This is a genomic window from Pseudomonas sp. A34-9 (genome assembly GCF_029543085.1).
Classification (GTDB): Bacteria; Pseudomonadota; Gammaproteobacteria; order Pseudomonadales; family Pseudomonadaceae; genus Aquipseudomonas.
Genome location: NZ_CP119967.1, coordinates 4,803,758 through 4,827,012 on the forward strand (window position 1 = coordinate 4,803,758; position 23,255 = coordinate 4,827,012).

General features: G+C 60.0%; 23 protein-coding genes. 12 read left to right on the forward strand and 11 right to left on the reverse strand.

Annotated elements, in window-relative coordinates; genetic code table 11:
- Positions 1 to 208 precede the first annotated feature (208 nt).
- Positions 209 to 2,953, forward strand: coding sequence for a response regulator (locus P3G59_RS21425; protein WP_277762187.1), 2,745 nt, complete (start codon positions 209 to 211; stop codon positions 2,951 to 2,953).
- 82 nt (positions 2,954 to 3,035) lie between these two features.
- A complete protein-coding gene (locus P3G59_RS21430; protein WP_277758866.1) occupies positions 3,036 to 4,025 on the forward strand; it encodes a 2-hydroxyacid dehydrogenase in 990 nt (329 codons plus the stop codon).
- 12 nt (positions 4,026 to 4,037) lie between these two features.
- On the opposite strand, the gene P3G59_RS21435 is transcribed toward P3G59_RS21430, so the two are convergent.
- The gene (locus P3G59_RS21435) at positions 4,038 to 4,487 is read right to left on the reverse strand and encodes a hypothetical protein (RefSeq protein WP_277758867.1); all 450 of its coding nucleotides are present in this window, start codon (positions 4,485 to 4,487) and stop codon (positions 4,038 to 4,040) included.
- 133 nt (positions 4,488 to 4,620) lie between these two features.
- Here P3G59_RS21435 and P3G59_RS21440 point away from each other — a divergent pair, with 133 nt between their 5' ends.
- Both P3G59_RS21440 and P3G59_RS21445 read left to right on the forward strand, forming a co-directional pair.
- The gene (locus tag P3G59_RS21440) at positions 4,621 to 5,055 is read left to right on the forward strand and encodes a hypothetical protein (protein WP_007917492.1); all 435 of its coding nucleotides are present in this window, start codon (positions 4,621 to 4,623) and stop codon (positions 5,053 to 5,055) included.
- Complete coding sequence (locus tag P3G59_RS21445; protein ID WP_277762188.1) at positions 5,055 to 5,459, forward strand: META domain-containing protein; 405 nt, start codon at positions 5,055 to 5,057, stop codon at positions 5,457 to 5,459. The genes P3G59_RS21440 and P3G59_RS21445 overlap by 1 nt, the downstream gene beginning before the upstream one ends.
- 203 nt (positions 5,460 to 5,662) lie before the next feature.
- Here P3G59_RS21445 and P3G59_RS21450 read toward each other — a convergent pair whose 3' ends face one another.
- Positions 5,663 to 6,130: a TlpA disulfide reductase family protein gene (locus P3G59_RS21450; RefSeq protein ID WP_007917494.1), complete on the reverse strand. Its 468-nt coding sequence runs from the start codon at positions 6,128 to 6,130 to the stop codon at positions 5,663 to 5,665.
- A gap of 113 nt (positions 6,131 to 6,243) precedes the next feature.
- Between P3G59_RS21450 and arsC the strand changes: the two genes are divergently transcribed.
- The 3 genes from arsC to P3G59_RS21465 are packed head-to-tail and all read left to right on the forward strand — an operon-like array spanning position 6,244 to position 7,617.
- Positions 6,244 to 6,597 (forward strand): arsenate reductase (glutaredoxin), encoded by a 354-nt coding sequence (gene arsC, locus P3G59_RS21455; RefSeq protein WP_007968707.1) that lies wholly within the window; start codon positions 6,244 to 6,246, stop codon positions 6,595 to 6,597.
- Positions 6,594 to 7,190 (forward strand): NAD(P)H:quinone oxidoreductase, encoded by a 597-nt coding sequence (gene wrbA / locus P3G59_RS21460; RefSeq protein ID WP_277758868.1) that lies wholly within the window; start codon positions 6,594 to 6,596, stop codon positions 7,188 to 7,190. Before arsC ends, wrbA begins: the two co-directional genes overlap by 4 nt.
- A 1-nt stretch (position 7,191) precedes the next feature.
- Positions 7,192 to 7,617: a DUF2069 domain-containing protein gene (locus P3G59_RS21465; protein WP_277758869.1), complete on the forward strand. Its 426-nt coding sequence runs from the start codon at positions 7,192 to 7,194 to the stop codon at positions 7,615 to 7,617.
- Positions 7,618 to 7,766: 149 nt separating this feature from the next.
- On the opposite strand, the gene P3G59_RS21470 is transcribed toward P3G59_RS21465, so the two are convergent.
- Positions 7,767 to 8,441 carry a DNA-3-methyladenine glycosylase I gene (locus P3G59_RS21470; protein WP_277758870.1) on the reverse strand — a complete coding sequence of 225 codons (675 nt, stop codon included), beginning with the start codon at positions 8,439 to 8,441 and terminating at the stop codon, positions 7,767 to 7,769.
- Positions 8,442 to 8,576: 135 nt separating this feature from the next.
- Positions 8,577 to 9,401 carry a tRNA 2-thiocytidine(32) synthetase TtcA gene (gene ttcA / locus P3G59_RS21475; RefSeq protein WP_123453360.1) on the reverse strand — a complete coding sequence of 275 codons (825 nt, stop codon included), beginning with the start codon at positions 9,399 to 9,401 and terminating at the stop codon, positions 8,577 to 8,579.
- Between the two features lie 276 nt (positions 9,402 to 9,677).
- Here ttcA and P3G59_RS21480 point away from each other — a divergent pair, with 276 nt between their 5' ends.
- Together P3G59_RS21480 and P3G59_RS21485 are read left to right on the forward strand one after the other, a co-directional pair.
- On the forward strand, positions 9,678 to 10,280 hold the full coding sequence (locus P3G59_RS21480; RefSeq protein ID WP_007917515.1) for a Yip1 family protein: 603 nt from the start codon (positions 9,678 to 9,680) through the stop codon (positions 10,278 to 10,280).
- Between the two features lie 127 nt (positions 10,281 to 10,407).
- Entirely contained in the window at positions 10,408 to 10,902 is a 495-nt protein-coding gene (locus tag P3G59_RS21485; protein ID WP_277758871.1) for a SprT family zinc-dependent metalloprotease, read from the forward strand.
- Positions 10,903 to 11,126: 224 nt separating this feature from the next.
- Here the strand turns inward: P3G59_RS21485 and P3G59_RS21490 are convergent, their stop codons facing one another.
- A complete protein-coding gene (locus P3G59_RS21490) occupies positions 11,127 to 12,308 on the reverse strand; it encodes a CaiB/BaiF CoA-transferase family protein (protein WP_277758872.1) in 1,182 nt (393 codons plus the stop codon).
- Positions 12,309 to 12,453: 145 nt separating this feature from the next.
- On the reverse strand, positions 12,454 to 13,788 hold the full coding sequence (locus tag P3G59_RS21495; RefSeq protein WP_277758873.1) for a dicarboxylate/amino acid:cation symporter: 1,335 nt from the start codon (positions 13,786 to 13,788) through the stop codon (positions 12,454 to 12,456).
- A 351-nt stretch (positions 13,789 to 14,139) separates the two neighbouring features.
- On the opposite strand from P3G59_RS21495, the gene P3G59_RS21500 reads away from it, so the two are divergent.
- Positions 14,140 to 15,138, forward strand: a complete 999-nt coding sequence (locus P3G59_RS21500; protein ID WP_277758874.1) for an AraC family transcriptional regulator — start codon at positions 14,140 to 14,142, stop codon at positions 15,136 to 15,138.
- Positions 15,139 to 15,356: 218 nt separating this feature from the next.
- Here the strand turns inward: P3G59_RS21500 and P3G59_RS21505 are convergent, their stop codons facing one another.
- From P3G59_RS21505 to P3G59_RS21515, 3 genes are all read right to left on the reverse strand, one after another.
- Positions 15,357 to 16,703: an ATP-binding protein gene (locus P3G59_RS21505; RefSeq protein ID WP_095123046.1), complete on the reverse strand. Its 1,347-nt coding sequence runs from the start codon at positions 16,701 to 16,703 to the stop codon at positions 15,357 to 15,359.
- A complete protein-coding gene (locus P3G59_RS21510; RefSeq protein WP_093442145.1) occupies positions 16,700 to 17,377 on the reverse strand; it encodes a response regulator transcription factor in 678 nt (225 codons plus the stop codon). The genes P3G59_RS21505 and P3G59_RS21510 overlap by 4 nt, the downstream gene beginning before the upstream one ends.
- A gap of 149 nt (positions 17,378 to 17,526) precedes the next feature.
- On the reverse strand, positions 17,527 to 18,132 hold the full coding sequence (locus tag P3G59_RS21515; protein ID WP_123453372.1) for a hypothetical protein: 606 nt from the start codon (positions 18,130 to 18,132) through the stop codon (positions 17,527 to 17,529).
- Between the two features lie 144 nt (positions 18,133 to 18,276).
- Between P3G59_RS21515 and P3G59_RS21520 the strand changes: the two genes are divergently transcribed.
- Together P3G59_RS21520 and P3G59_RS21525 are read left to right on the forward strand one after the other, a co-directional pair.
- Positions 18,277 to 19,068 (forward strand): dienelactone hydrolase family protein, encoded by a 792-nt coding sequence (locus P3G59_RS21520; protein WP_277758875.1) that lies wholly within the window; start codon positions 18,277 to 18,279, stop codon positions 19,066 to 19,068.
- Between the two features lie 145 nt (positions 19,069 to 19,213).
- Entirely contained in the window at positions 19,214 to 19,939 is a 726-nt protein-coding gene (locus P3G59_RS21525; protein ID WP_277758876.1) for a 4'-phosphopantetheinyl transferase superfamily protein, read from the forward strand.
- A 113-nt stretch (positions 19,940 to 20,052) separates the two neighbouring features.
- Here the strand turns inward: P3G59_RS21525 and P3G59_RS21530 are convergent, their stop codons facing one another.
- Together P3G59_RS21530 and P3G59_RS21535 are read right to left on the reverse strand one after the other, a co-directional pair.
- Positions 20,053 to 21,663: an ATP-binding protein gene (locus P3G59_RS21530; RefSeq protein WP_277758877.1), complete on the reverse strand. Its 1,611-nt coding sequence runs from the start codon at positions 21,661 to 21,663 to the stop codon at positions 20,053 to 20,055.
- Positions 21,660 to 22,382, reverse strand: a complete 723-nt coding sequence (locus P3G59_RS21535; RefSeq protein ID WP_277758878.1) for a response regulator — start codon at positions 22,380 to 22,382, stop codon at positions 21,660 to 21,662. Before P3G59_RS21535 ends, P3G59_RS21530 begins: the two co-directional genes overlap by 4 nt.
- Positions 22,383 to 23,255: the final 873 nt, after the last annotated feature.

Sequence of the window (23,255 nt, forward strand, 5' to 3'; positions counted from 1 at the left end):
AGTAATTCTCAGTTGAGAGTGATTATTCAAGATTGCCGGGGTTCGGGCAACTCAAGGTTGGCCTAACCGACAAATGAACACCGAGCCCCTGCCCCACCACGCGTGCATTTTTCCGGAGATTGCCTGCGAGCAAATCGCTACACTGCGCCCATGCCGCGTGCCGGATGCACGCATGAGTCAACAGATCAGCGGGATGCAGGAGATAGGCGTGCTCAAGAAACTGGGAATCAAAGGTCGCGTATTGTTGCTGACCTTGTTGCCGACCAGCCTGATGGCGCTGGTGCTGGGCGGTTATTTCACCTGGACGCAGCAGTCCGACTTGCAGAGCCAATTGATGCAGCGCGGCGAAATGATCGCCGAGCAACTGGCGCCGCTGGTGGCACCCGCCATGGGTCATGGCAACAGCGACTTGCTTGAGCGCATCGCCACTGCGTCCCTCGAACAACCGGATGTGCGCGCGGTAACCTTCCTCGCGCCCGACCGCTCGCCGCTGGCCCACGCCGGGCCGACCATGCTCAATCAGGCGCCCAGCGGCGACAGCGCGCAATTGCAACGGCGCAGCGGCAATGACGCGACGCGTTATCTGATGCCGGTGTTCGGCAAGCATCGCAACCTCGCCGGCGAACTGATCCCGGAAGAATCCGACCGCTTGCTCGGCTGGGTCGAACTCGAACTGTCCCACAACGGCATGCTGCTGCGCGGTTATCGCAGCCTGTTCGCCAGCCTGTTGCTGATTGCCGCCGGCCTGGCGGGCGCGGCATTGCTGGCGTTACGCATGGGCCGCACCATCAACCGGCCGCTGAGCCAGATCAAACAAGCCGTCGCGCAACTCAAGGATGGCCACCTGGAAACGCGTTTGCCGCCGCTTGGCAGTCAGGAGCTGGATGAACTGGCCTCCGGCATCAACCGCATGGCCGGCACCCTGCAAAATGCCCGCGAAGAACTGCAGCACAGTGTCGATCAGGCCACCGAAGATGTGCGCCAGAATCTGGAAACCATCGAGATCCAGAACATCGAACTCGACCTGGCGCGCAAAGAGGCGCTGGAAGCCAGCCGGATCAAATCCGAATTCCTCGCCAACATGAGCCACGAGATCCGCACACCGCTCAATGGCATTCTCGGTTTCACCCATCTGTTGCAGAAAAGCGAACTGACCCCGCGCCAGCTCGATTATCTGGGCACCATCGAAAAATCCGCCGACAGCCTGCTGGGGATCATCAACGAGATCCTCGACTTCTCGAAAATCGAGGCCGGCAAACTGGTGCTTGACCACATTCCGTTCAACCTGCGCGACCTGTTGCAGGACACCCTGACCATCCTTGCCCCGGCCGCGCACGCCAAGCAGTTGGAGCTGGTCAGTCTGGTCTATCGCGACACGCCGCTGTCGCTGGTCGGTGACCCGCTGCGTCTGAAGCAGATCCTCACCAACCTGGTGAGCAACGCGATCAAGTTCACCCGCGAAGGCACTATCGTCGCCCGCGCGATGCTGGAAGAGGAACACGAAGACAGCGTGCAACTGCGCATCAGCATTCAGGACACCGGCATCGGCCTGTCGAATCAGGATGTACGTGCCTTGTTCCAGGCGTTCAGTCAGGCCGACAACTCGCTGTCGCGGCAACCGGGTGGCACCGGTCTGGGGCTGGTGATTTCCAAACGCCTGATCGAACAGATGGGCGGCGAAATCGGCGTCGACAGCACGCCGGGCGAAGGCTCGGAATTCTGGATCAGCCTGAGCCTGCCGAAAACCCGTGACGACGCCGAAGACATGCCGGCCGCGCCGTTGCTCGGGCGCCGTGTGGCAGTGCTGGAAAATCACGAACTGGCACGTCAGGCCTTGCAGCACCAACTGGAAGACTGTGGCCTCGATGTCACGCCGTTCAACACCCTCGAAACCCTGACCAACGGCGTCACCGGCGCCCATCAGACCGATCAGGCGATTGATCTGGCAGTCATCGGCATCACCAGCAACGACATGCTCCCCGAGCGTTTGAATCAGCACATCTGGGACCTCGAACACCTCGGCTGCAAAGTGCTGGTGCTGTGCCCGACCACCGAACAGACGCTGTTCCATCTGTCGGTGCCCAACCCGCACAGTCAACTGCAAGCCAAACCGGCCTGCACGCGCAAATTGCGCCGGGCCTTGTCCGACCTGGTCAACCCGCGCCAGCCACGCAATGAGCCGGGTGAACCGCTGTCGAGCCGGGCACCGAAAGTGCTTTGCGTCGACGACAATCCGGCCAATCTGCTGCTGGTGCAAACCCTGCTCGAAGACATGGGCGCCAAGGTGCTCGCCGTGGAAAGCGGCTACGCGGCGGTCAAAGCCGTGCAGAGCGAATCCTTCGATCTGGTGCTGATGGACGTGCAAATGCCGGGCATGGATGGCCGCCAGAGCACCGAAACCATTCGCCAGTGGGAAAGCGAACGGCACTGCACGCCACTGCCGATCGTCGCCCTCACCGCCCACGCCATGGCCAACGAAAAACGCGCGCTGCTGCAAAGCGGCATGGATGACTACCTGACCAAGCCGATCAGCGAGCGGCAACTGGCGCAGGTGGTGCTGAAATGGACCGGCCTGGCTTTGCGCAATCAAGCGCCGGAGCGCATCAGCGACAGTGCGGCGGGCAATAATGAACTGCCGGTGCTCGATCACGAGGAAGGCTTGCGCCTGGCCGCCGGCAAGGCTGACCTGGCGGCGGACATGTTACTCGCCTCACTGGAAGCCGACCGCGAAGCCATCCGCACGGCTTGCGAAAACCGCGACCAGAATGCATTGATCGAACGCGTCCATCGCTTGCACGGTGCCACTCGTTATTGCGGCGTACCGCAATTGCGTGCGGCCTGTCAGCGCAGCGAAACCCTGCTCAAGCAAGATGACCCCAAGGCAGTGGCAGCGCTGGAAGAACTGGAGCGAGCGATCAACCGGCTCGCGGCGCAAGCGAAGATCAGCGCCTGATCCACGGCAATGCCGATCAACGCCAGCATCGCTAAAGTGAGCTCGGGTGATTCAAATCGGATCGATGCTCCAGGAGGATTTCATGCGCACGCTCGTTTTCAGCAGCCAGACCTACGACCGCGACAGCTTCCTCGCCGCCGCTTGCCCGGCGGGTGTCGAGCTGCACTTTCAACCGGCCCGGCTCAGCCTCGATACGGCAGCGCTGGCCGCCGCCCATGAAGTGGTCTGTGCGTTTATCAATGATGACCTCAGCGCCCCGGTACTTGAGCGGTTGGCAGCGGGCGGCACGCGTCTGATTGCCCTGCGCTCGGCGGGTTACAACCACGTCGACCTGCCGGCCGCGAAACGACTGGGTCTGGCCGTGGTGCGCGTACCGGCCTACTCGCCGCATGCGGTGGCCGAACATGCCGTGGCGCTGATCCTGGCCCTCAACCGTCGTTTGCACCGTGCCTATAACCGCACCCGTGAAGGCGATTTCAGCCTGCACGGCCTGACCGGTTTCGATCTGGTCGGCAAAACGGTGGGGATTATCGGCACTGGCCAGATCGGTGCGACCTTCGCCAAAATCATGCACGGTTTCGGCTGCGAGCTGCTGGCTTACGACCCCTACCCGAACCAGGATGTGCTGGCATTGGGCGCGCGCTATCTGAGCCTGCCGGAACTGCTCGCGCAGTCGCGGATCATCAGCCTGCACTGCCCGCTCAACGAGCAGAGCAAACACTTGATCAATCGCGATTCACTGGCGCACATGCAAACCGGCGCCATGCTGATCAATACCGGTCGCGGTGGTCTGGTCGACACCCCGGCATTGATTGACGCCTTGAAGGACGGCCAACTCGGTTATCTGGGCCTGGATGTCTATGAAGAAGAAGCGCAACTGTTTTTCGAGGACCGCTCCGACTTGCCCTTGCAGGACGATGTACTGGCGCGATTGCTGACTTTTCCCAACGTGATCATTACCGCGCATCAGGCCTTTCTGACGCGTGAAGCACTGGGTGCAATTGCCGCGACGACCTTGCACAACATCGCGACCTGGGCGGCGGGAATGCCGCAGAACCAGGTCGAGGGCTGAGATCTTCTCAGCTTATTTCGGTGAAAGCGAAGACGCCAGAATCAGCAACGCCAGCCAGCCGAAACCAAAAAAGCGCTGTTTCATCGAGTGGCCGTAGCGCAGCAGGAACCAGACGAAAAACATTGGCAGCAGGAAGATCATGATCTTCAGCCAGCCTTCCACCGGACGACTGCCGTCGGCATTGGCCTGCTCGGTAGCCGGTTGCTCGGTTGGCGGCTGGCGCCGGCGGCGTGCGGCGGCCGGCATGACTTTGGGCAAAGGTTGCGGTGCGGGAGGAACAAACGCCTCCGGCACTGCCTTGTTGCGCGGCAAGCTGCCGAACGAGATGGTTGAAGCCTGAACAGGCGCGGCTACGGTCTGCGCGTGTACTGCTTGCTCCGCCATCGGAGCCCCACAATGAATGCACGCGTTGGCTTCGGAGCTGATGCTCTTCTTGCATTCATAACATTCGATCAGCGCCATGTTCCGTTCCTTCAGAGTCGAGGCCGGCAGTGTGCCATGAGCCTCCGTCGATTTGAACCTGATCGAAGGTCGCACGCGCGCATCATTCTGCAATCAAGCCCGTGCTAGCATGTCGCGCATATTTGGAGGACCCATGGTCGAACACGATTTCCGCTACACTCTGATGAACCCGCAACACACCCTCACCGAATGCCGCGCCCTCGTTCCAGGCCGCTATCAGGTCACCGGCAATGGTGGATCGATTCGCATCGGTGATGCGCTGTTGGTCACCCTCAAAGGCAGCAAGGACTTGTCCATGCGCCTGACCGTTGAAACCGTCCGCCACCTGATCAATCCGCCGGGCCAATGGACCGCGATGACCACGGGGCCGGTGTTCGGTGAACTGGCGATCCACACCTGGCAGGTCAACTGCGACAGCTGCGCCAAAGAGCTGAGCTTCGAATTCGCGGTAGACGCCAAACTCGGTAAAACCGCAGAAAAACCGGCAGCCACCGCGCGCATCGCCGAACTGGGCTGGAAAGCCGTCGGCGACAAGCACTTGTGCCCGAAATGCCAGGTGTCGGCATGATCAAACGCCTTGCCCTGATCGCGCTGGTCGGTGTTGGCCTCGCGGGCTGTGCCGCAGAGCCTGTGCAACTGCAACAGAATCGCAGCTACATTCTGGAGTGGATCGGTGAACGGCCACTGATGGATTACAGCCATCTGACCGTGACCCTGGGCGATGATGGTCGCGCCTACGGCAACGGTGGCTGCAACCATTGGTTCGCCCCGTACACGCTGGACGGTGACAAGCTGACCTTCGGCAAAATCGGCAAGACCCGCAAGCTCTGCGCACCGGCACTGATGGAGCAGGAGCAACGTTTCCTGCAGGCGCTGGAGCATGTCGAGCGCTGGGACATCTCGCCGATCGAGCAACTGCGTTTCTGGCCGGCTGAAGGCAAACCGTTGCGCTGGTGGCTGGAAGAAGGTTGATTGGCTAGTCCGCCGATGCCCTCACCCTAGCCCTCTCCCAGGGGGAGAGGGGACTGATTGGGGGATCTTCCAGAGATACACCGACTTGATGTGGCTTTGGTGAATCCATAATCGACTGGTTTTTTCAGGTCGATGTACTTCGCCAGACACCCCGGTCGGCCCCCTCTCCCTCCGGGAGAGGGCTGGGGTGAGGGCTTTTGACGTTACTTTGTCGCTTGTAGCGCCTCAAGCTTGGCCATCACCCCCGCCGCCGTCTGCTCGCCCATCAACTGTTCACGCACCTTGCCCTTGTTGTCGATGATGTACGTCACCGGCAATGCCTCACTGCGTGGCAGCTCGAACAGCTCCGCCGGGTCCTGCGCCAGCACGGTGAACTTGATGCCCAGTTTTTCGCTGGCGTCTTTCAGTTCCACGCCCTGCACGTTGTCGAAGTTGACCCCGAACACGCCGACGTTCTTGCTCTTCAGTTCATCAGCCAAATGGTTGAGTTCCGGGATCTCGGTCCGGCACGGGCCACACCATTCGGCCCAGTAGTTCAGCACCACCCATTGTTTATCCAGACGCTCGGACGCGACCTTCTGGCCGTTCTGGTCAATACCATAATCATTGCCGCAGCCCCCCAGCATCAACGCCCCGATTATCGTCAATGCCGCTGCCAATCGCCGTGTCATGTCGTGTTCCTTGTGAAAATTTGAAGGCGCCTGCGACCCATTGCCTCCGAAGGTTCTGGATTGCGCGCTGCACAGTTAGAATAGCCGCCACTTTACGCCAGAAGCGACCCGCCATGACCGATCTGACGCTTTATCACAATCCGCGCTGCTCGAAATCCCGCGGCGCACTGGAGCTTCTTGAAGCCCGCGGCCTGACCCCGAACGTCGTGCGTTACCTCGAAACCCCGCTGAATGCGGCGCAAATCAAAGCCCTGCTCGGCAAGCTCGGGATCAGCGCGCGCCAGTTGCTGCGCACCGGGGAAGATGAATACAAAATGCTTCAGCTGGCTGACGAAAGCCTCAGCGAAGCGCAATTGATCGACGCCATCGCCCAGCATCCAAAATTGATGGAACGGCCCATTCTTGAAGTCGGCGACAAAGCCGTGATCGGTCGTCCACCGGAAAATGTGCTGGAGTTGTTGCCGTGAGCGCGCCCTACATTCTGGTGCTGTATTACAGCCGCAACGGCTCGACCAACGAGATGGCCCGGCAAATTGCGCGCGGTGTCGAACAGGCGGGTTTCGAAGCGCGCTTGCGTACGGTGCCAGCCATTTCCACCGAGTGCGAAGCGGTGTCGCCGGACATCCCGGACGAAGGCGCGTTGTATGCCACGCTCGATGACCTGAAGAACTGCGCGGGTTTGGCCCTCGGCAGCCCAACGCGCTTTGGCAACATGGCCGCGCCGCTGAAGTACTTCCTCGATGGCACCAGCAACCTCTGGCTGACCGGCGCCCTCGTCGGCAAACCGGCTGGCGTGTTCACGTCTACTGCCAGCCTGCACGGCGGCCAGGAAACCACCCTGCTGTCGATGATGTTGCCACTGCTGCACCACGGCATGCTCATCACCGGCCTGCCGTACAGCGAATCGGCGTTGCTGGAAACCCAGGGCGGCGGCACGCCTTACGGTGCCAGTCATCACGCCGGGGCTGACGGTAAAAAAGGCCTCGATCAGCACGAAGTGGCGCTGTGTCGTGCATTGGGTCTGCGGCTGGCCAAAACCGCTCAGAAACTGGTGGGCTGAGATGGCGAAGAAGCCGAAGATTCTGCCGAGTGTCGAGTGGCTTGAGCCGAGGGTGAAGGCGATGCGGGTGCTCAGTCTGCTGAGCTTTTTTGCCCTCGCCGGTTTGCTCGCTGCCTACTACCTGGTCTTCGCCGATCTGCACGGCGCGCGGCCGTGGGTGATTCTGCTGGTCGAGTTGATCCCGTGGATTGTCCTCGCACCGGCAATGATCATGGGCAGCGCCCGCGGGCATTCGTGGATGTGTTTTGTGGTGAATCTGTATTTCATCAAGGGCGCACTGGCGGCGTATGACCCGAACCGGCAGTGGTTTGGCGTGCTGGAGATGGCCGCGAGCCTGGCGGTGTTCTGCTCGGCGCTGTTGTATGTGCGGTGGCGGTATCAGTTGAATCGCAAACTGGCTGGCGAAGGCGAGATTTCCGTCGCCTGATAGAAAAAAGATCGCAGCCTTCGGCAGCTCCTACATTCGATCGTTCCCACGCTCTGCGTGGGAATACATCCAGAGACGCTCTGCGTCTCAGGGACGCGGAGCGTCCCGGGCGGCATTCCCACGCGGAGCATGGGAACGATCGGATTGGCTCAATGGTTGACGGTGTACGCGAGCATCATCGAAATCTGGCTCATCGCCCGTCCGCCGCTCTGCTCATGCCACTGGTTGAACGCATCCTGCACAATCGCCAGATCGCGCAGACTGGTCGGCACCTTGTCGACGATCTTCTGTGCGTTCAGCGCGGCGACCACGTCGTAACTCGGCACAAACGTATCCTTGCCGACCATGCGCAAAAACCGTGGCGCCGACAGCCCGCCCAGTTGATGTCCGTGCTTTTTCAGGTAGGTCCACAAACCGACAATATCGGTCACCGGCCAGTCGGCGATCAGCGCACCGAAACTGCCCTTGTCTTTGTCGACATCCAGAATGAACTGCGCATTGCGCGGCACGCTCTTGAGCTTGCCCAGGTGACGGATGATCCGCGCGTCCTGCATTAAACGCTCAAGGTGTTCGGCGCTCATCAGCACGACTTTTTCCGGGTCGAACTTGAAGAACACTTCTTCGAAGGCCGGCCACTTGGCGTCGACCAGACTGTGCTTGAGGCCGGCGCGGAACACGCGCAGGGCCATGGTCGAGAGGTAGCGGTCGTCGCTGATCTTGCGCAATTGCGCCGGGGTCTTGGGAACGGGCAGATGGGCTTCCAGTTCAGCCGCCGAACCGAAACGGTTCAGACAGTATTCGTGCAGCCACTTGTAATCGCGCATGCCCTCTCCTATTGAATGAAGCGAAGAAACCAATGTGGGAGCGAGCCTGCTCGCGAAGTGGGAGGATCAGTCAACAAATCAGTTGAATGACGCACCGCTTTCGCGAGCAGGCTCGCTCCCACATTTGAAATGTGTTTACAGGTTGACGACGTTGACGAAGCGCGAAGCCGCGGTCTCGTCGATTTTCAGGCTGGTGAAGTCGAACAGGTTGCGGTCGGCCAGTTGCGACGGGATCACGTTCTGCAGACTGCGGAAAATGCTTTCGGTTCGGCCCGGGGTCTTGCGTTCCCAATCCTGAAGCATTTCCTTGACCACCTGACGCTGCAGGTTTTCCTGCGAACCGCAGAGGTTGCACGGGATGATCGGGAATGCCTTGAAGTCCGAATACGCCTGAATGTCTTTCTCGTTGCAGTACGCCAGCGGACGAATCACCACGTTGCGACCGTCATCGGCGCGCAGCTTCGGCGGCATCGCCTTGAGGCTGCCGTTGAAGAACATGTTGAGGAAGAACGTCTCGACGATGTCGTCACGGTGATGACCGAGGGCCATTTTGGTCGCACCGATTTCATCAGCAAAGGTGTACAGCGTGCCGCGACGCAGGCGCGAGCACAGCGAGCAGGTGGTCTTGCCTTCCGGAATCAGTTCCTTGACCACCGAGTAGGTGTCTTTCTCGACGATGTGGTACTCGACGCCCAGCTCTTTCAAATAGGCCGGCAGCACGTGCTCGGGGAAGCCCGGCTGCTTCTGGTCCATGTTCACCGCAACGATCTCGAACTTGATCGGGGCAACCTTCTGCAGGTGCAGGAGCACATCGAGCATGGTGTAGCTGTCCTTGCCCCCGGACAGGCAGACCATGACCTTGTCGCCGTCTTCAATCATGTTGAAATCGGCGACCGCTTCGCCGGCCAGGCGGCGCAGGCGCTTTTGCAGTTTGTTCTGGTTGACCGTAAGAGTGCCCATGACGCGAAATCCGTGAGGTGTGACGAAAGGCCGGCATTTTACGCAAAAACCTGCCACCGGCGAAGCATCCTGACGGCAGCTCCTACAGATGCAACTGCGATTACCCCACCTGTTTACAGCGCGATTTGCTCTAAGGCCCTAATACCTGTGCGGGTAAGTCCTTTCTATACTGCGACATAAGGTCGCACACAATCTGAAGACCTGTATTTGCTCGGCCACCTTGGCCCGTAGGCGCTCCGTTGGGGGGCGATGGCAATAACAAGAGGAGTGACTGGCATGATCCATCACGTAGTGGGACTTTTTACCCACCCCGATCAGGAATGGAAGGAAATCCGTGGCGACCAAGAGGAAAGCATCAGCCACATGTACCTCACCCACACGCTGATTCTGGCGGCGATCCCCGCTGTCTCGGCGTTTATCGGCACGACTCAAGTCGGCTGGGTGATCGGCAATCGTGCGCCGGTGATGCTCACCGTCGAAAGCGCTATCTGGATGACGGTCATGTCATACCTGGCCATGCTGGGTGGCGTCGCGGTCATGGGCGCCTTCGTGCACTGGATGGCTCGCACGTATGACGCCAACCCGAGTCTGGCCCGTTGCGTCGCGTTTGCCACCTACACCGCGACACCATTGTTCGTCGGCGGGCTGGCGGCGCTGTATCCGCATATGTGGCTGGGGATGATCGTCGGCACGGCAGCCATCTGCTACACGGTGTATCTGTTGTACGTGGGGCTGCCGACGTTCATGAATATTCCGTCGGATGAAGGCTTCCTGTTTTCCAGCTCGGTGTTGGCAGTGGGTCTGGTGGTGCTGGTGGCCATCATGGCGTTCACCGTGATTGTCTGGGGGCTGGGCGTTGGTCCCGTCTATACCAACTGACTCGACAGGCCAAACAGAGGCCGCCGCAAGGCGGCCTTGTTGTTTGCCGGATGACCATTCGGCAGCTCGGCGATTCGCAAGTCCGGGGCGTTGCGGCATACTCGACGTCTCTGGAGATCCATCAAGCATGCCCGAGCAACTCAATACCCGCGTCGAAGACTGTTACCAACTCGCAGAATCCTTTTTCAAACGTTCCTTCCCACGCCCTGTCGTCAGCCTCAAGCTGCGCGGGCAAAAAGCCGGTGTCGCGCATCTGCACGAGAACCTGCTGCGCTTCAACCCGCAGTTATACCGGGAAAACACCGAACACTTCCTCAAGCAGACCGTGGCCCATGAAGTGGCGCACCTGATTGCCCATCAGCTGTTCGGCGACCGTATTCAGCCGCATGGTGAAGAGTGGCAACTGATCATGCGCGGGGTTTACGAACTGCCGCCGGATCGCTGCCACACCTATGAGATCAGGCGGCGCAGCGTGACCCGCTATATCTATAAATGCCCGTGTGCCGACAGTGATTTTCCGTTCTCGGCGCAGCGCCATAGCCTGGTGCGCCAGGGGCGGCGGTATCTGTGTCGGCGCTGCCGGAACACCTTGGTGTTCAGTGGTGAGATGCGCGTCGAATGACTCCCTGATCGTTCCCATGCTCCGCGTGGGAACGCCGCCATGGACGCTCCGCGTCCACTGAGACGCAGAGCGTCACGGGATGCATTCCCACGCAGAGCGTGGGAACGAGCTAATAGTCAGTTCTTTATTGCCTGTTCTGGCCTCTTCGCGAGCAAGCTCGCTCCCACCCTGGAATGCATTCTACTGTGGGAGCGAGCTTGCTCGCGAAAGGGTCGGTACAGGCACTAAAGAACTGCCTTGGCGCGCCGCAATTCAGCAATTCGCTCAGCACTGAACCCCAACTCGCCCAACACTTCATCCGTATGCTGCCCCAACGCCGCGCCGACATGCCGCGGCGCCGGCAATGCCTCGGAAAACTTCAACGGACAGGCCATCTGCGTCTGCGTCGTGCCATCCCCGCGCGGCACCTGCGTCACCAGTTCCCGCGCCTGCAATTGCGGATGGCGCACCGCCTCACCCAGGCTCAACACCGGCTCGACACACGCATCGATCCCGGCAAACATTTCGCACAGCTGCGCAAAGTCATGCTTTTCAAACTCGACCGTCAGCGCGTATTTCAACGCCCGCTGCTGTTCGGGATTTGGGGATAAACCCTGCGCCGCCAACTCCGGCCGGCCCAACGCCGTACACAGCTGCTGCATGAACCCCGGTTCCAGACTGCCCACCGACATCCAGCGGCCATCGCGGGAACGGTAGTAATCGTAAAAACTGCCGCCGTTGAGCATCTGGTCTTCCCACGCGGGCTCTTCGCCGCAAGCGAGATACCCGGCGCCGGCCATGGCATTCAGGCTGAACGCGCAGTCAGTCATGCTGACATCCAGATGCGTGCCCTGCCCGGTCTGCTGACGGGCAATCACTGCCGCCAACAGCCCGATCACCCCGTGTAATGAACCTCCGGCTACATCCGCCACCTGCATGCCCAGCGGCAATGGCCCGCTGTCGGCGCGGCCGGTGTAACTGGAAAGCCCGGCCAGTGCCAGATAGTTGATGTCATGCCCGGCGCGATCCTTGTACGGCCCGGTCTGGCCGTAACCGGTGATCGACACGTAGATCAGTTTCGGGTTGATCGCCTTCAGCGCTTCATAGCCCAGGCCCAGGCGCGCCATCACACCGGGACGAAACTGCTCGAGGACGATGTCGTACTCGGCCAGCAGTTGCTTGACCACCTCCAGGGCTGCAGGCTGTTTCAGATCCAGCGCCAGGCTGCGTTTGTTGCGGTTCAGGTAGGCGTGACTGGCCGATACTCCGCCATCATGCGGCGGCAATACCCGCAGCAGATCCCGGCGCGTCGGTGACTCGATGCGCAACACCTCGGCGCCCATGTCCGCCAGCAACAGCGAGGCGAACGGCCCCGGCAGCAACGTCGAGAAATCGAGGATCTTCAGTGAGGCCAGCGGTGCGGACATGGGCGAACTCCTTGGGCGATGCACTCAGCCTAGGCAGCGATGCGGCGCAGGGCAATCACCGCAACTGTCAGCAGGTGTGACCGTTACGCTCAAACAGCAGGCAAGAAAAAACCCGCCGAAGCGGGTTCTTTCATTCAAACGCGTGTTACTTGACGCTGGTAGGCGTTGGGCCTTCAGCTACACCCAGGTCGTCTTCAGGACGGGTATCAGCAATACCACGACCACCCGAAGCCAGCTCGGCGTGCAGGGTATCGGTGTCCAGCTCTTTCACCCACTTGGCAACCACGATGGTCGCTACAGCGTTACCCACCAGGTTGGTCAGTGCGCGGGCTTCGGACATGAAGCGGTCGATACCGAGGATCAGTGCCAGACCAGCTACAGGCAGGTGACCTACCGCCGACAGCGTGGCGGCCAGTACGATGAAGCCCGAACCGGTCACACCGGCTGCGCCTTTGGAGGACAGCAGCAACACCACCAGCAGGGTGATCTGGTGAGTGATGTCCATGTGCGTGTCAGTGGCCTGAGCGATGAACACGGCGGCCATGGTCAGGTAGATCGCGGTGCCGTCGAGGTTGAACGAGTAACCGGTCGGGATCACCAGACCCACTACCGATTTCTTCGCGCCCAGACGCTCCATCTTGATCAGCATGCGTGGCAGTACCGATTCCGACGAGGAAGTACCCAGTACGATCAGCAGCTCTTCACGGATGTAACGAATCATCTTCAGCACGCTGAAACCGTGCATGCGGGCGATACCGCCAAGGACGATGAGGATGAACGCCAGGCAAGTGATGTAGAAGCAGATCATCAGTTGACCCAACTGCACCAGCGAGCCGACACCGTAGGCACCAATGGTGAAGGCCATCGCACCGAAGGCACCGATTGGCGCGAGCTTCATGATCATGTTGATGATGTTGAACATCACGTGGGCGAAGCGATCGATGAAGTCGAGGATCGGCTTGCCGTAGGCGCCCAGGCGATGCAGGGCGAAACCGAAGATCACCGAGAACATCAGCACTTGCAGGATGTCACCGGTGGCGAACGCGCCGACGATGGTGGTCGGGATCACGTTGAGCAGGAAGCCGACAACGCTTTGGTCAGCGCCAGCCGCTACATAAGAGGCGACTTTCGAAGCGTCGAGAGTGGCGACATCGATGTGCATGCCGTTGCCCGGTTGCACGACGTTGACCACGACCAGACCGACCAGCAGCGCAATGGTCGAAACGATTTCGAAGTACAGGAGTGCATAACCGCCGGTCTTGCCGACCGATTTCATGTTCTGCATGCCAGCGATACCGCTGACCACGGTGCAGAAGATGATCGGGGCGATGATCATTTTGATCAGTTTGATGAACCCGTCACCCAGTGGCTTTACCGCGACACCGAACTGCGGGTAGTAATGACCGAGCGCAATACCGATGATGATTGCGATGATCACCTGGAAATACAGGGATTTGTACAGTGGCTGACGAGTCGTCATTGCAGGTTTCCTCAAGAGCCTCGCGGGACAACATCCATCTGTTGGCCGCGAAACCTGAATTGCGAACCCTCCTGCACTGGAGGGATTTGTTGTTGGAACGGCGCTTTCCGGTCGGGATAAACGCACGCTTCTGTCGCTCTTATCGCAAACGCCGTGCCACTTTGGTGCGATTGGCTGCAAGCCTTTTGATATCAGGGATTACAGGTGAATGGATGTCACCATCCGGTTACTCAAGTGTGGCGGATTTCCGCCAACTCGCCGCTTCTCGTCCTACAATTTGGCGGAAATCCGCCTTGTAGGCGTGTCCAGCCGCCGGCTACCATCCGGCGCCTGAGAAAGGATCTGCCGCTTATGCGCGAACGCACCATCGCCAGTCATTTCGCCCGTGCCGCCCTCGGAGGCGCACGCCGCGTGGGTTTCGATTATTCGCGCCTGCTACTGCAATTGGGCATCAGCCCGCAATTGCTCGACGAACCGCGTGCGCGCATCGCCCCTGAGCAGTTCACTCAACTGATTCAGAGCCTGTGGCTGGCACTGGACGACGAATACCTCGGTTTCGGCAACGCCCCAAGCAAGCCCGGCAGTTTCGCGATGATGTGCCACGCCTCGATTCACTGCCGCAATCTGGAGAAAGCACTGCAACGCGGTTTATTGTTTTATAGCCTATTCCCACAAGCCCCGCGCCTGAGCCTGACGCGCGAAGACGAATGGGTGCGGTTGAGCCTTGACGACTCACAATTGTGGGACCCGGATCACTTTCTCAGCGAGAGTTTGCTGGTGATCTGGCATCGCTTGGGGAGTTGGCTGATCGGCCAGCGAATTCGCCTCGAACAGGCGACTTTCAGCTATCCCAGGCCTGTACACGGCGCTGAATATGACTTGTTGTTCCCCTGCCCGCTGACCTTCGGCACCGACCAGAGCAGCCTGCTGTTCCACAGTCGCTACTTGAACATGCCGCTGTTGCAGGACGAACGCACCCTCAAACACTTCCTCGAACGCTCCCCCGCCGACCTGCTCTCACGCCCGGACGACGGCGACAGCCTGAGCAGTCGCCTGCGCCGCTTGCTCAGTCGCGACGCGGCACACTGGCCGGATCTGGAAGCGGTGGCGGCGCACTTGCACATCAGCCCGCAAACCCTGCGCCGGCATTTGCGTGAGGAAGGCAGCAGCTTTCAGGAATTGAAGGATCAGTTGCGGCGGGATATCGCCATTTATCACTTGGGGCGGGCGGATCTGTCGTTGCAACAGATTGCCGAACAGCTCGGGTTTTCCGAGCCGTCGGCGTTTCACCGGGCATTCAAGAAGTGGACGGGGCTGACGCCGGGGGCTTATCGGGCGCAGGAGCAGTGAGGCGCCAAATCAAAAGCCCCTCACCCTAACCCTCTCCCGGGGGGAGAGGGGACTGATTGGGGGATGCTTGAGAAATACGCCGACCTGCAAGCTCTCTATTGAATCCATATTCGCTGCAAATCGCTCAGGTCGATCATTTTCGCAAGACACTTCGGTCGGTCCCCTCTACCTCTGGGCGGTCCGACGTTTCGGGAGGGTTAGGGTGAGGGCACTCCCGATCACACCGCAGGAAAGTGAATCCTGAACGCCGCCCCGCCCATCGGCGAATCGCCCAGCGCGAGTTTGGCGTTGTAGCTTTCGATGATGTCCTTGACCACCGCCAACCCGATGCCCTGCCCCGGATGCTGGGCATCCAGGCGTTCGCCACGTTCGAGAATCCGTGCACGCTGATCCGGTGGTACGCCCGGGCCGTCGTCCTCGACGCACAACTCCACCCCGGCCAGGGTCTCGCGCACGCTGATGCGCACTTCGCCCAGACACAGGCGATAGGCGTTCTCCAGCAAGTTGCCCATCATCTCCAGCAACGCGCCCTGCTCGATCGGCACGTAGCAATGCTCGGGCAGATCGAATGCCACGCGCACATGCTTGTCGCGGTAAACCTTGTCCAGCGTGTCACAAAGGCTTTTGAGCACCGGTTGCAAGCGCACCTGATGTCGCACCAGGCCGCTTTTGCGCAAACTGGCCCGCTGCAGTTGATAGCTGATCTGCTGGCTCATGCGTTCGATCTGGCTCTGCAACACCCAGGCCTGATCGCGTTCTTCGGGACGTTGAGCCATGTCCTCACTGACGCCTTGCAATACCGCCAACGGGGTTTTCAGGCTGTGCGCAAGGTCATCGAGGGAATCGCGATAACGGCTGCGCTGCTGGCGCTCGCTGTGCAGCAAACGGTTGAGCGAGCCGGTCAGGCGCAACAGTTCACGCGGATGTTGTTCGGTGAGGCTTTCACGGGTGCCGCCTTCGATTTCGTCGAGTTCCTGACTGAGCCGGCGCAGCGCTTTGAGGCCCCAGGTCAGGCCTATCCACAACAGCGCCAGCAGCACGAGTAACGCAGCGCCGAAGCCCAGATAGAGATTTTCACGCAGGCCTTCAAGGGTGGTTTCGTACTCGCGCACCGGTTGCAGGGCGACGATGCTGAACGCCGCGCTTTTGCCGCCGAGCAGTTTGACTTCAACGTCGTAGACGAAGAATTCTTGCCCGTTGGTTTCGCGGATCCGCGCGAACTCGTTACCGAGGCCGTCATAACGCGGTTTGTAGTTGATCTGCTCTTCCTGGGTGGCTTTCGAACGCCAGACCAGGTGCCCTTCGCGGTCGTAGATGTAGCCGAGCAAACGGAAGTCGGTGAGGTTGAAACGCTCATCCGGCAACTGATTGGGCATCACCAGCCGACCGTTCTCAATCCGCGCGGCGGAGATCAGCGTGGTGACGTCCGAGGCCAGCCGCTGCTCGATCGAGTCCTGCAACGCCAGGCTGAACGCGCCCTGCATCGCCGGCAGCAAGGCAAGCATGAACAACACCGCCAACGTGGTGGCGGCAAGCATCAAGCGAACGCGAAGGGAACGAATCAAGTGCAGCGCTCATTGAACAGATAGCCGAGGCCACGCACGGTATCGATCGGCTTGAACCCGGCCGGGCCTTCGAGTTTGCGCCGCAGACGGCCGACCAGCACTTCGATGACATTCGGATCGCGCTCGTCGTCGTCCGGGTAGAGCTGTTCCATCAAGCGATCCTTGGGCACCACTTGCTGGTGATGGCGCATCAGGTATTCGAGGATGCGGTACTCGTAGGCGGTCAGCGCCAGCGGTTGCTCGTCGAGGCTCGCCTGTTTGCGATTGAGGTCGAGCAGCAGCGGGCCGGCGACGATGGTCGACTGGGTGAATCCGCTGGAGCGGCGCAGCAAGGCGTTCAGGCGCGCGTCGAGTTCTTCGAACTGGAACGGTTTGACCACATAATCGTCAGCGCCGGCGGCGAGGCCTTCGACCTTGTCCTGCCAGTTGCCGCGCGCGGTGAGGATCAGGATCGGGAAGGTCTTGCCGGCCGCGCGCAACTGGCGAATCAGGTCGAGACCGCCCATGCCCGGCAGGCCGAGATCGATCACCGCCAGGTCAAAGTTGAACTGTCCGGTCTGGTACAGCGCCTCCTCGGCATTGGCCACGGACTCGACCACGTGACCGCTTTCCGTCAGGCGGGTTTGCAGGTGATGGCGCAACAGCGCTTCATCTTCGACGACCAACAGTTTCATAACACTCTCCCGGGTAAATCAGAATCTCCAGTAACACACCTGTGGGAGCGAGCCTGCTCGCGAAGGCGATGGCGCAGTCGACCTCTCATCGACTGAACGGGCGCTTTCGCGAGCAGGCTCGCTCCCACATTGAACCTGGTGGCAACTCCTTAGAAATTGTAGTTGGCCGACAGGTAAGTCTGGGCGCTGCTGTTAAGGTCCAACGAGCCCTGCTTGCTGCCACCGCTCTCTTTCATTTCGGTGCTGGCGTTGCTCATCAGATAACGGTAACCGAGTTCGACCGAGGTGTTTTGCGAAACTTGCTGCAACACCCCGAACTGGCCGCCGACGGCGTACCCGATATCGCTGTCGCGGCTGTAGCCTGGCGAATCCTGAGTCAGCTTGGTCAAACCCGCCGTCGCACCACCGAACAGCTTGGTGCTGCCGCCCACCGGGTAGAACAGATCGTAGCTGCCCAACAGGTTTTCCTGACGCAGTTTAATGCCATTGTGCGAACCCGACACGTTGTCGTAGGTGGCGTAGTAGCGACCCTGGCTGTTTTGCTGACCGAGGCGTACGCCGTAGGTGTTGTTGCCGTCGATGGCGCCGGTGGCGTTCGGATGGTCGAGGTTGTTGTTCAGTGCGTGGGACTTGTCGATCTTGTCGCTGGTCTGGCCGAACGTCAGGCCGGCAAAGTTGCTGGTGTCGTCGGCGTTGGCCGCGATGCTGGAGCCTAACAGGGTAAATGCCAGCAGCAGTTTGTTAAAACGAGTCATGGGTATTTCCTCTTTCACAGTTGCTGTTTGGGTATGACGCAAGGTTACTGGCCTCCCCCTGTACCGCCCCTGAACCGTCTCTGAACCCGACCTGAACCAAATGAACTAGGCTGATTTGACCGTTTATTCTCAGGAGATCCGACCATGCGCCTGTTCCTTCCCCTCATCTTGCTGGCCGTCAGCAGCCTCACGCAGGCGGCGATCAAGACCGAGGAAATCCCCTATCAAAGCGCCGATGGCACCAAGCTGATCGGCTACTACGCCTATGACGACGCCATCAAAGGCAAACGCCCGGGTGTCGTCGTGGTGCACGAATGGTGGGGCCTGAACGATTACGCCAAACGCCGCGCACGCGATCTCGCCGCACTCGGCTACAGCGCGTTGGCGATCGATATGTACGGCGAAGGCAAGAACACCGAGCACCCGAAAGACGCGATGGCGTTCATGCAGGCCGCGACTCAGGATGCGGCGGCGTCCAGCAAGCGCTTTGAGGCCGGACTGAATTTGCTCAAGCAGCAGCCGCAGACCGACGTCAACAGAATCGCCGCCATTGGTTACTGCTTCGGCGGCGGCGTGGTGCTCAACGCCGCGCGACAAGGTGAGCCGCTGGCGGGCGTGGTGAGTTTCCACGGTGCGCTGGCGACCAAGACCCCGGCGACTCCCGGCAGTGTGAAAGCGAAGATTCTGGTCGAGCACGGTGCACTGGACAGCATGGTCACGCCGGACAACGTCACGGCGTTCAAGGCAGAAATGGACAAGGCCGGCGCTGACTACAAGTTTGTCAGTCTGGATGGCGCCAAACATGGCTTCACCAATCCCGATGCCGATCGCCTGAGCCATGGCGAGCACGGTGGCCCGGACATTGGCTACAACAAAGCGGCGGATGAAAAGTCCTGGACGGACATGAAAGCGTTCTTCCAGAAAATCTTCAGCTAACCGCGATCCCCTGTAGGAGCTGCCGAAGGCTGCGATCTTTTGATCTTGATGTTTATAAGAGCAAGGTCAAAAGATCGCAGCCTTCGGCAGCTCCTACACGGGCGGGCACTGGTCAGTGTTGGCGCTAACCGGCAAAATGCCCGCCATGAATCTCACCCCCGCCCTCCCCGCCTGCTGCACCGCGCTCGACAGCCACTGGCCGTTGCCGACGGTGTTGCCCGACAGCGTGCTGCTCAGTACCCATTTCGACCCGGCCCGGCTGCTTGGCGATGATTTTCAGCGCAGCGCCGTCGTTGCACCGCCAAGCATTCAGCGCTCGGTGGCCAAGCGTCAGGCAGAATTCCTCGCCGGGCGGATTTGCGCCCGCGCGGCGTTGCAGCAATTGGAAGGCAGCAGCGTTGTGCCAGCAATTGGTGAAGACCGCGCGCCGATATGGCCGGCACATATCTGCGGCTCGATCACCCACAGCACCGGTCGTGCGGCGGCAATTGTCGCCAACAAACAGCACTGGCGCGGGCTGGGTATGGATCTGGAAAACCTGCTGAGCCCCGAACGCGCCGAGCGGCTGGCCGGGGAGATTCTCACCCCAGCGGAAATGCAACGCATGGCTGCCGGGCCACGGGATCAGTTGGCATTGCTGGTGACACTGACGTTTTCGGTGAAGGAGAGTTTGTTCAAGGCGCTGTATCCGATTGTGCACAAGCGCTTTTATTTCGAGCACGCTGAAGTGCTGGAGTGGACTGAGGCGGGTCAGGTACGCTTGCGGCTGTTGACGGACTTGTCTGCCGAATGGCGCAACGGCACTGAACTGGAGGCGCAGTTCGGGGTGCAGGATGGGCAGTTGTTGAGTCTGGTCAGCATCAGGGCCTGACATCTTTCAGCGTCTGTCAGGGACTCTTCGCGAGCAAGCTCGCACACATTTGGAATGCGTGTCCCTATGGGAGCGAGCTTGCTCGCGAAGGCGGCACCACCGCCACTACAAACTCAACGGCGTTCCTGATTCCTCGGCCAACTCAGGCTGAAACACGCCCCACCCAGACTCTTGCTCTTGCCAATGATCGCCCGGCCGTCATGCCAGTGAATGATCCGTCGCACAATCGACAAGCCCAGACCGTGCCCGCCCGACGCCCGGGTACGGCTGTCATCCAGACGCAGAAACGGCGTAAAAATCCGCTCCCACGCCACTTCCGGTACTCCCGGCCCGTCATCTTCGACATCCACGCGACAGCGCAATTGCCCGACCTGATAACTCACCGTCACGTTCGAACGGGCATGGCGCATCGCGTTGCTCACCAGATTCTGCAGCGCCCGGTGCAGATAGCGCGGCTCGGCTTCGACCCAGGCATCATCGTTATCCGCAGCAGACAGGCACAAACCACGCTGCACCGTGACCTCGGCACGTAACGGCGCCAGCTCCTCGATCACCTGATTGACCAATGCGTCCAGATCGATGCGCTGAAAGGTCAGCGCCGGTGAACCTTGTTCCAGCCGCGCATAGGTGAGCATTTCATCGACCAGCTTATCGAGGTCTTCGATATCGTGATCCATGCCTTCACGGTACTTCTCCAGCGCTTGCGGCGTGGTCGCCGAGCCGATCATCTCCAGGCCGAAACGCAGACGCGCCACCGGTGTGCGTAATTCATGAGACACCGCGCGCACCAATTCACGCTGAATCGCCAGCAACTGCTGCAAGTGCTCAGCCATGCCGTTAAACGCCGACGCCAGACGCCCGACCGAGTCAGCACCGCGCGCCGGCACACGGGTTTCCAGACTGCCCTTGGCAATGCGTGTGGCCGCTGCTTCGAGGCCACGCAAACGGCGTTCGAGCTGACGCACCAACAAATAAACGATAAGGCCGATCAGGGTCAGGCCAAGTGCAGCAATCAGCACCAGCCATTCCGGCGGGTACGGGTTCATCTGATACAAGGGGCCGATCTCCAGCACCCACGGCGTGCCGACCATGCCGGCAAAGACGCGGATCGAATCGCCGCCCTTGCCCAGGGCCATGACGGTGTCGCCTTCGGCCACGCGGCGGCTCTGGTCTTCGTCCATGTCGGCATCATTTACCGTGACCAGGCGCAGATCGAAACCGAAACCCTTTTCTTCCTTTATCTGCGCGAGGCGCTTGGGCTGCTCGCCGACCGGTACGCGCACCAGCTCATCGGCCAACAGGTAAATGGTCGCGCGGGCCAGTTGTTCGCTGATCTGTTGTACTTCCCCCACCAGCACAAGCTGCTCTTTATCGCTGACCATTCGATAGACTTTCGCCGCATGCGGCCCGGTCTGCTCGACCAGCGCCTGACCACGCTGCACGCGGGTGCGCTGGGTCAGATCGAGATCGGTCTCGGCAAATGTCTTCAGCGCAAGCGGAATCCCCAGCAAACGCTCCCACACCAGCAACGCGCGATGACGCTCGGTTTCGTTCATCGGTTGCAGGTTGCCGGCCATCAGCGAGAACGTGCCGTGGGCCAACCGCTCGCGGTATTGCTCGCTACGCACCTGATTGAGCAGGTTCAGCGCCAGCACGCCGAGTACCGCCACCAGAATGATCGCTGCGCACATGCCGCCGTAAATGCGCAGGAAGATCGAATTCACAGCGGCAGGTCTGCGCAGGCTTCAGGAACGAACAGATAACCTTTGCTGCGGATGGTCTTGATCAGGCGCGGATGGTCGGGGTCATCGCCGATTTTCGGGCGGATCCGCGAAATGCGCACATCAATCGACCGGTCCTGACCGTCATAGCCGATGCCACGCAGTGCGGTGAAAATTTCTTCGCGGGACAGAATTCGCCCGGCGTTGGACACCAACAGCCAGAGCAGATCGAATTCGGCGCTGGTCAGTTCGATGCCATTGTCACTCAGCCACGCCTCGCGCAAGGCGTCGTCGACCACCAACGGACCAAACTGCAGACGACGGGATTTCTCTGCGACCGGTTCAGGTGTGTCGCTGCGTCGCAGCAACGCCTGGATGCGCGCCAGCAACAGCCGCGGCCGCACCGGCTTGCACACGTAATCGTCGGCACCAAGGTCGAGCCCCTGGATCTGATCGGCATCGTCGGTGCGCGCGGTGAGCATCAGAATCGGCCCGTCATACTGATTGCGCACCTTGCGGCAGATGCTCAGGCCATCTTCGCCCGGCAGCATCAGGTCAAGGATCACCAGATCCGGTTGCTCCTTGATGATCCGCGCCGCCGCCAACGCACCGTTGCCTTCGATATCCACGCGCAGTCCATTGGCTTGCAGGTAGTCGCGCGTCAGTTCGGCCAGTCGCTGGTCATCCTCGACGATCAATACCTGAAAGGCTTGTTGCTCCACCGGTGACCTCTGCTTGCTGTTTTTATTAATAGAAGGAAGGCGCTTGCCCGAATACACACGATCCCCTGTAGGAGCTGTCGAGTGAAACGAGGCTGCGATCTTTTGATCTTGCTGTTTAAAAGATCAAAAGATCGCAGCCTTCGGCAGCTCCTACACGAATAGGCGATTTTTCGCGTGATCCTCCCGCCCTTTTGTCATGTTCGAGGAGGATAAGAACGCCTGCGCACCGGCCGATTGTATAAACGGCGTACAGCCAGAACACAAGTCGGTAAATGCGTTCGGACAAGGCGGTTTTTTGTGATAGGGTTCGCGCCCTTAAAAATCCGCTGAAGCGTTTTTCCCGGTGAAAAAACAGTGACAGACGGTCTAGCGCAGCAGGTTCGCGGCCTACACGGGAATTCCGGATTTCTTACACAATTTACGCACAGGTTTATCCACAGCTAGTACGTTGCAAGCACCCTTGAAACGCATTATCTTGTAGCAAGGCGCAGGGAGAGACCCTACATATAGGGTTTTCCGCTTAAACGCCCAACCACATTTCAGGCCTGAAACTCAAGCGATTTATTGCCGGTTTCCGGTTGAACCAAGCAAGTTTTTCAAAGCCCAAACCGCACTTGCGGATGGCATCGTTTTTCAGGTTGGAAACGACCGGAACGGTACGGGTGTTGCAGTCATTACTGTCACCCGGGAAGGAATCCGGCTCGAGCCCTGGCTCGCAGCCAAAAACTTCGGCAAGGATGCGGCTTCATCAGCCTTTTTTCCTACTGTCCCGAAGTTGTTATACCCGACGCCCGTCGGCTGTAGTGCTTCTGGACAGAACGGTGGGCACCATGATGGTGCCCAAACAAACATAGAGAATGTGGAGACCACCCC

What these genes read in the sequence shown, in the direction of transcription:
- P3G59_RS21430 (WP_277758866.1), top strand. Translation starts at nt 3,036, where the DNA reads ATGCGCACGCTCGTTTTCAGCAGCCAGACCTACGACCGCGACAGCTTC.
- P3G59_RS21435 (WP_277758867.1), bottom strand. Translation starts at nt 4,487, where the DNA reads ATGGCGCTGATCGAATGTTATGAATGCAAGAAGAGCATCAGCTCCGAA.
- P3G59_RS21440 (WP_007917492.1), top strand. Translation starts at nt 4,621, where the DNA reads ATGGTCGAACACGATTTCCGCTACACTCTGATGAACCCGCAACACACC.
- P3G59_RS21450 (WP_007917494.1), bottom strand. Translation starts at nt 6,130, where the DNA reads ATGACACGGCGATTGGCAGCGGCATTGACGATAATCGGGGCGTTGATG.
- arsC (WP_007968707.1), top strand. Translation starts at nt 6,244, where the DNA reads ATGACCGATCTGACGCTTTATCACAATCCGCGCTGCTCGAAATCCCGC.
- P3G59_RS21465 (WP_277758869.1), top strand. Translation starts at nt 7,192, where the DNA reads ATGGCGAAGAAGCCGAAGATTCTGCCGAGTGTCGAGTGGCTTGAGCCG.
- P3G59_RS21470 (WP_277758870.1), bottom strand. Translation starts at nt 8,441, where the DNA reads ATGCGCGATTACAAGTGGCTGCACGAATACTGTCTGAACCGTTTCGGT.
- ttcA (WP_123453360.1), bottom strand. Translation starts at nt 9,401, where the DNA reads ATGGGCACTCTTACGGTCAACCAGAACAAACTGCAAAAGCGCCTGCGC.
- P3G59_RS21480 (WP_007917515.1), top strand. Translation starts at nt 9,678, where the DNA reads ATGATCCATCACGTAGTGGGACTTTTTACCCACCCCGATCAGGAATGG.
- P3G59_RS21485 (WP_277758871.1), top strand. Translation starts at nt 10,408, where the DNA reads ATGCCCGAGCAACTCAATACCCGCGTCGAAGACTGTTACCAACTCGCA.
- P3G59_RS21490 (WP_277758872.1), bottom strand. Translation starts at nt 12,308, where the DNA reads ATGTCCGCACCGCTGGCCTCACTGAAGATCCTCGATTTCTCGACGTTG.
- P3G59_RS21495 (WP_277758873.1), bottom strand. Translation starts at nt 13,788, where the DNA reads ATGACGACTCGTCAGCCACTGTACAAATCCCTGTATTTCCAGGTGATC.
- P3G59_RS21500 (WP_277758874.1), top strand. Translation starts at nt 14,140, where the DNA reads ATGCGCGAACGCACCATCGCCAGTCATTTCGCCCGTGCCGCCCTCGGA.
- P3G59_RS21510 (WP_093442145.1), bottom strand. Translation starts at nt 17,377, where the DNA reads ATGAAACTGTTGGTCGTCGAAGATGAAGCGCTGTTGCGCCATCACCTG.
- P3G59_RS21515 (WP_123453372.1), bottom strand. Translation starts at nt 18,132, where the DNA reads ATGACTCGTTTTAACAAACTGCTGCTGGCATTTACCCTGTTAGGCTCC.
- P3G59_RS21520 (WP_277758875.1), top strand. Translation starts at nt 18,277, where the DNA reads ATGCGCCTGTTCCTTCCCCTCATCTTGCTGGCCGTCAGCAGCCTCACG.
- P3G59_RS21525 (WP_277758876.1), top strand. Translation starts at nt 19,214, where the DNA reads ATGAATCTCACCCCCGCCCTCCCCGCCTGCTGCACCGCGCTCGACAGC.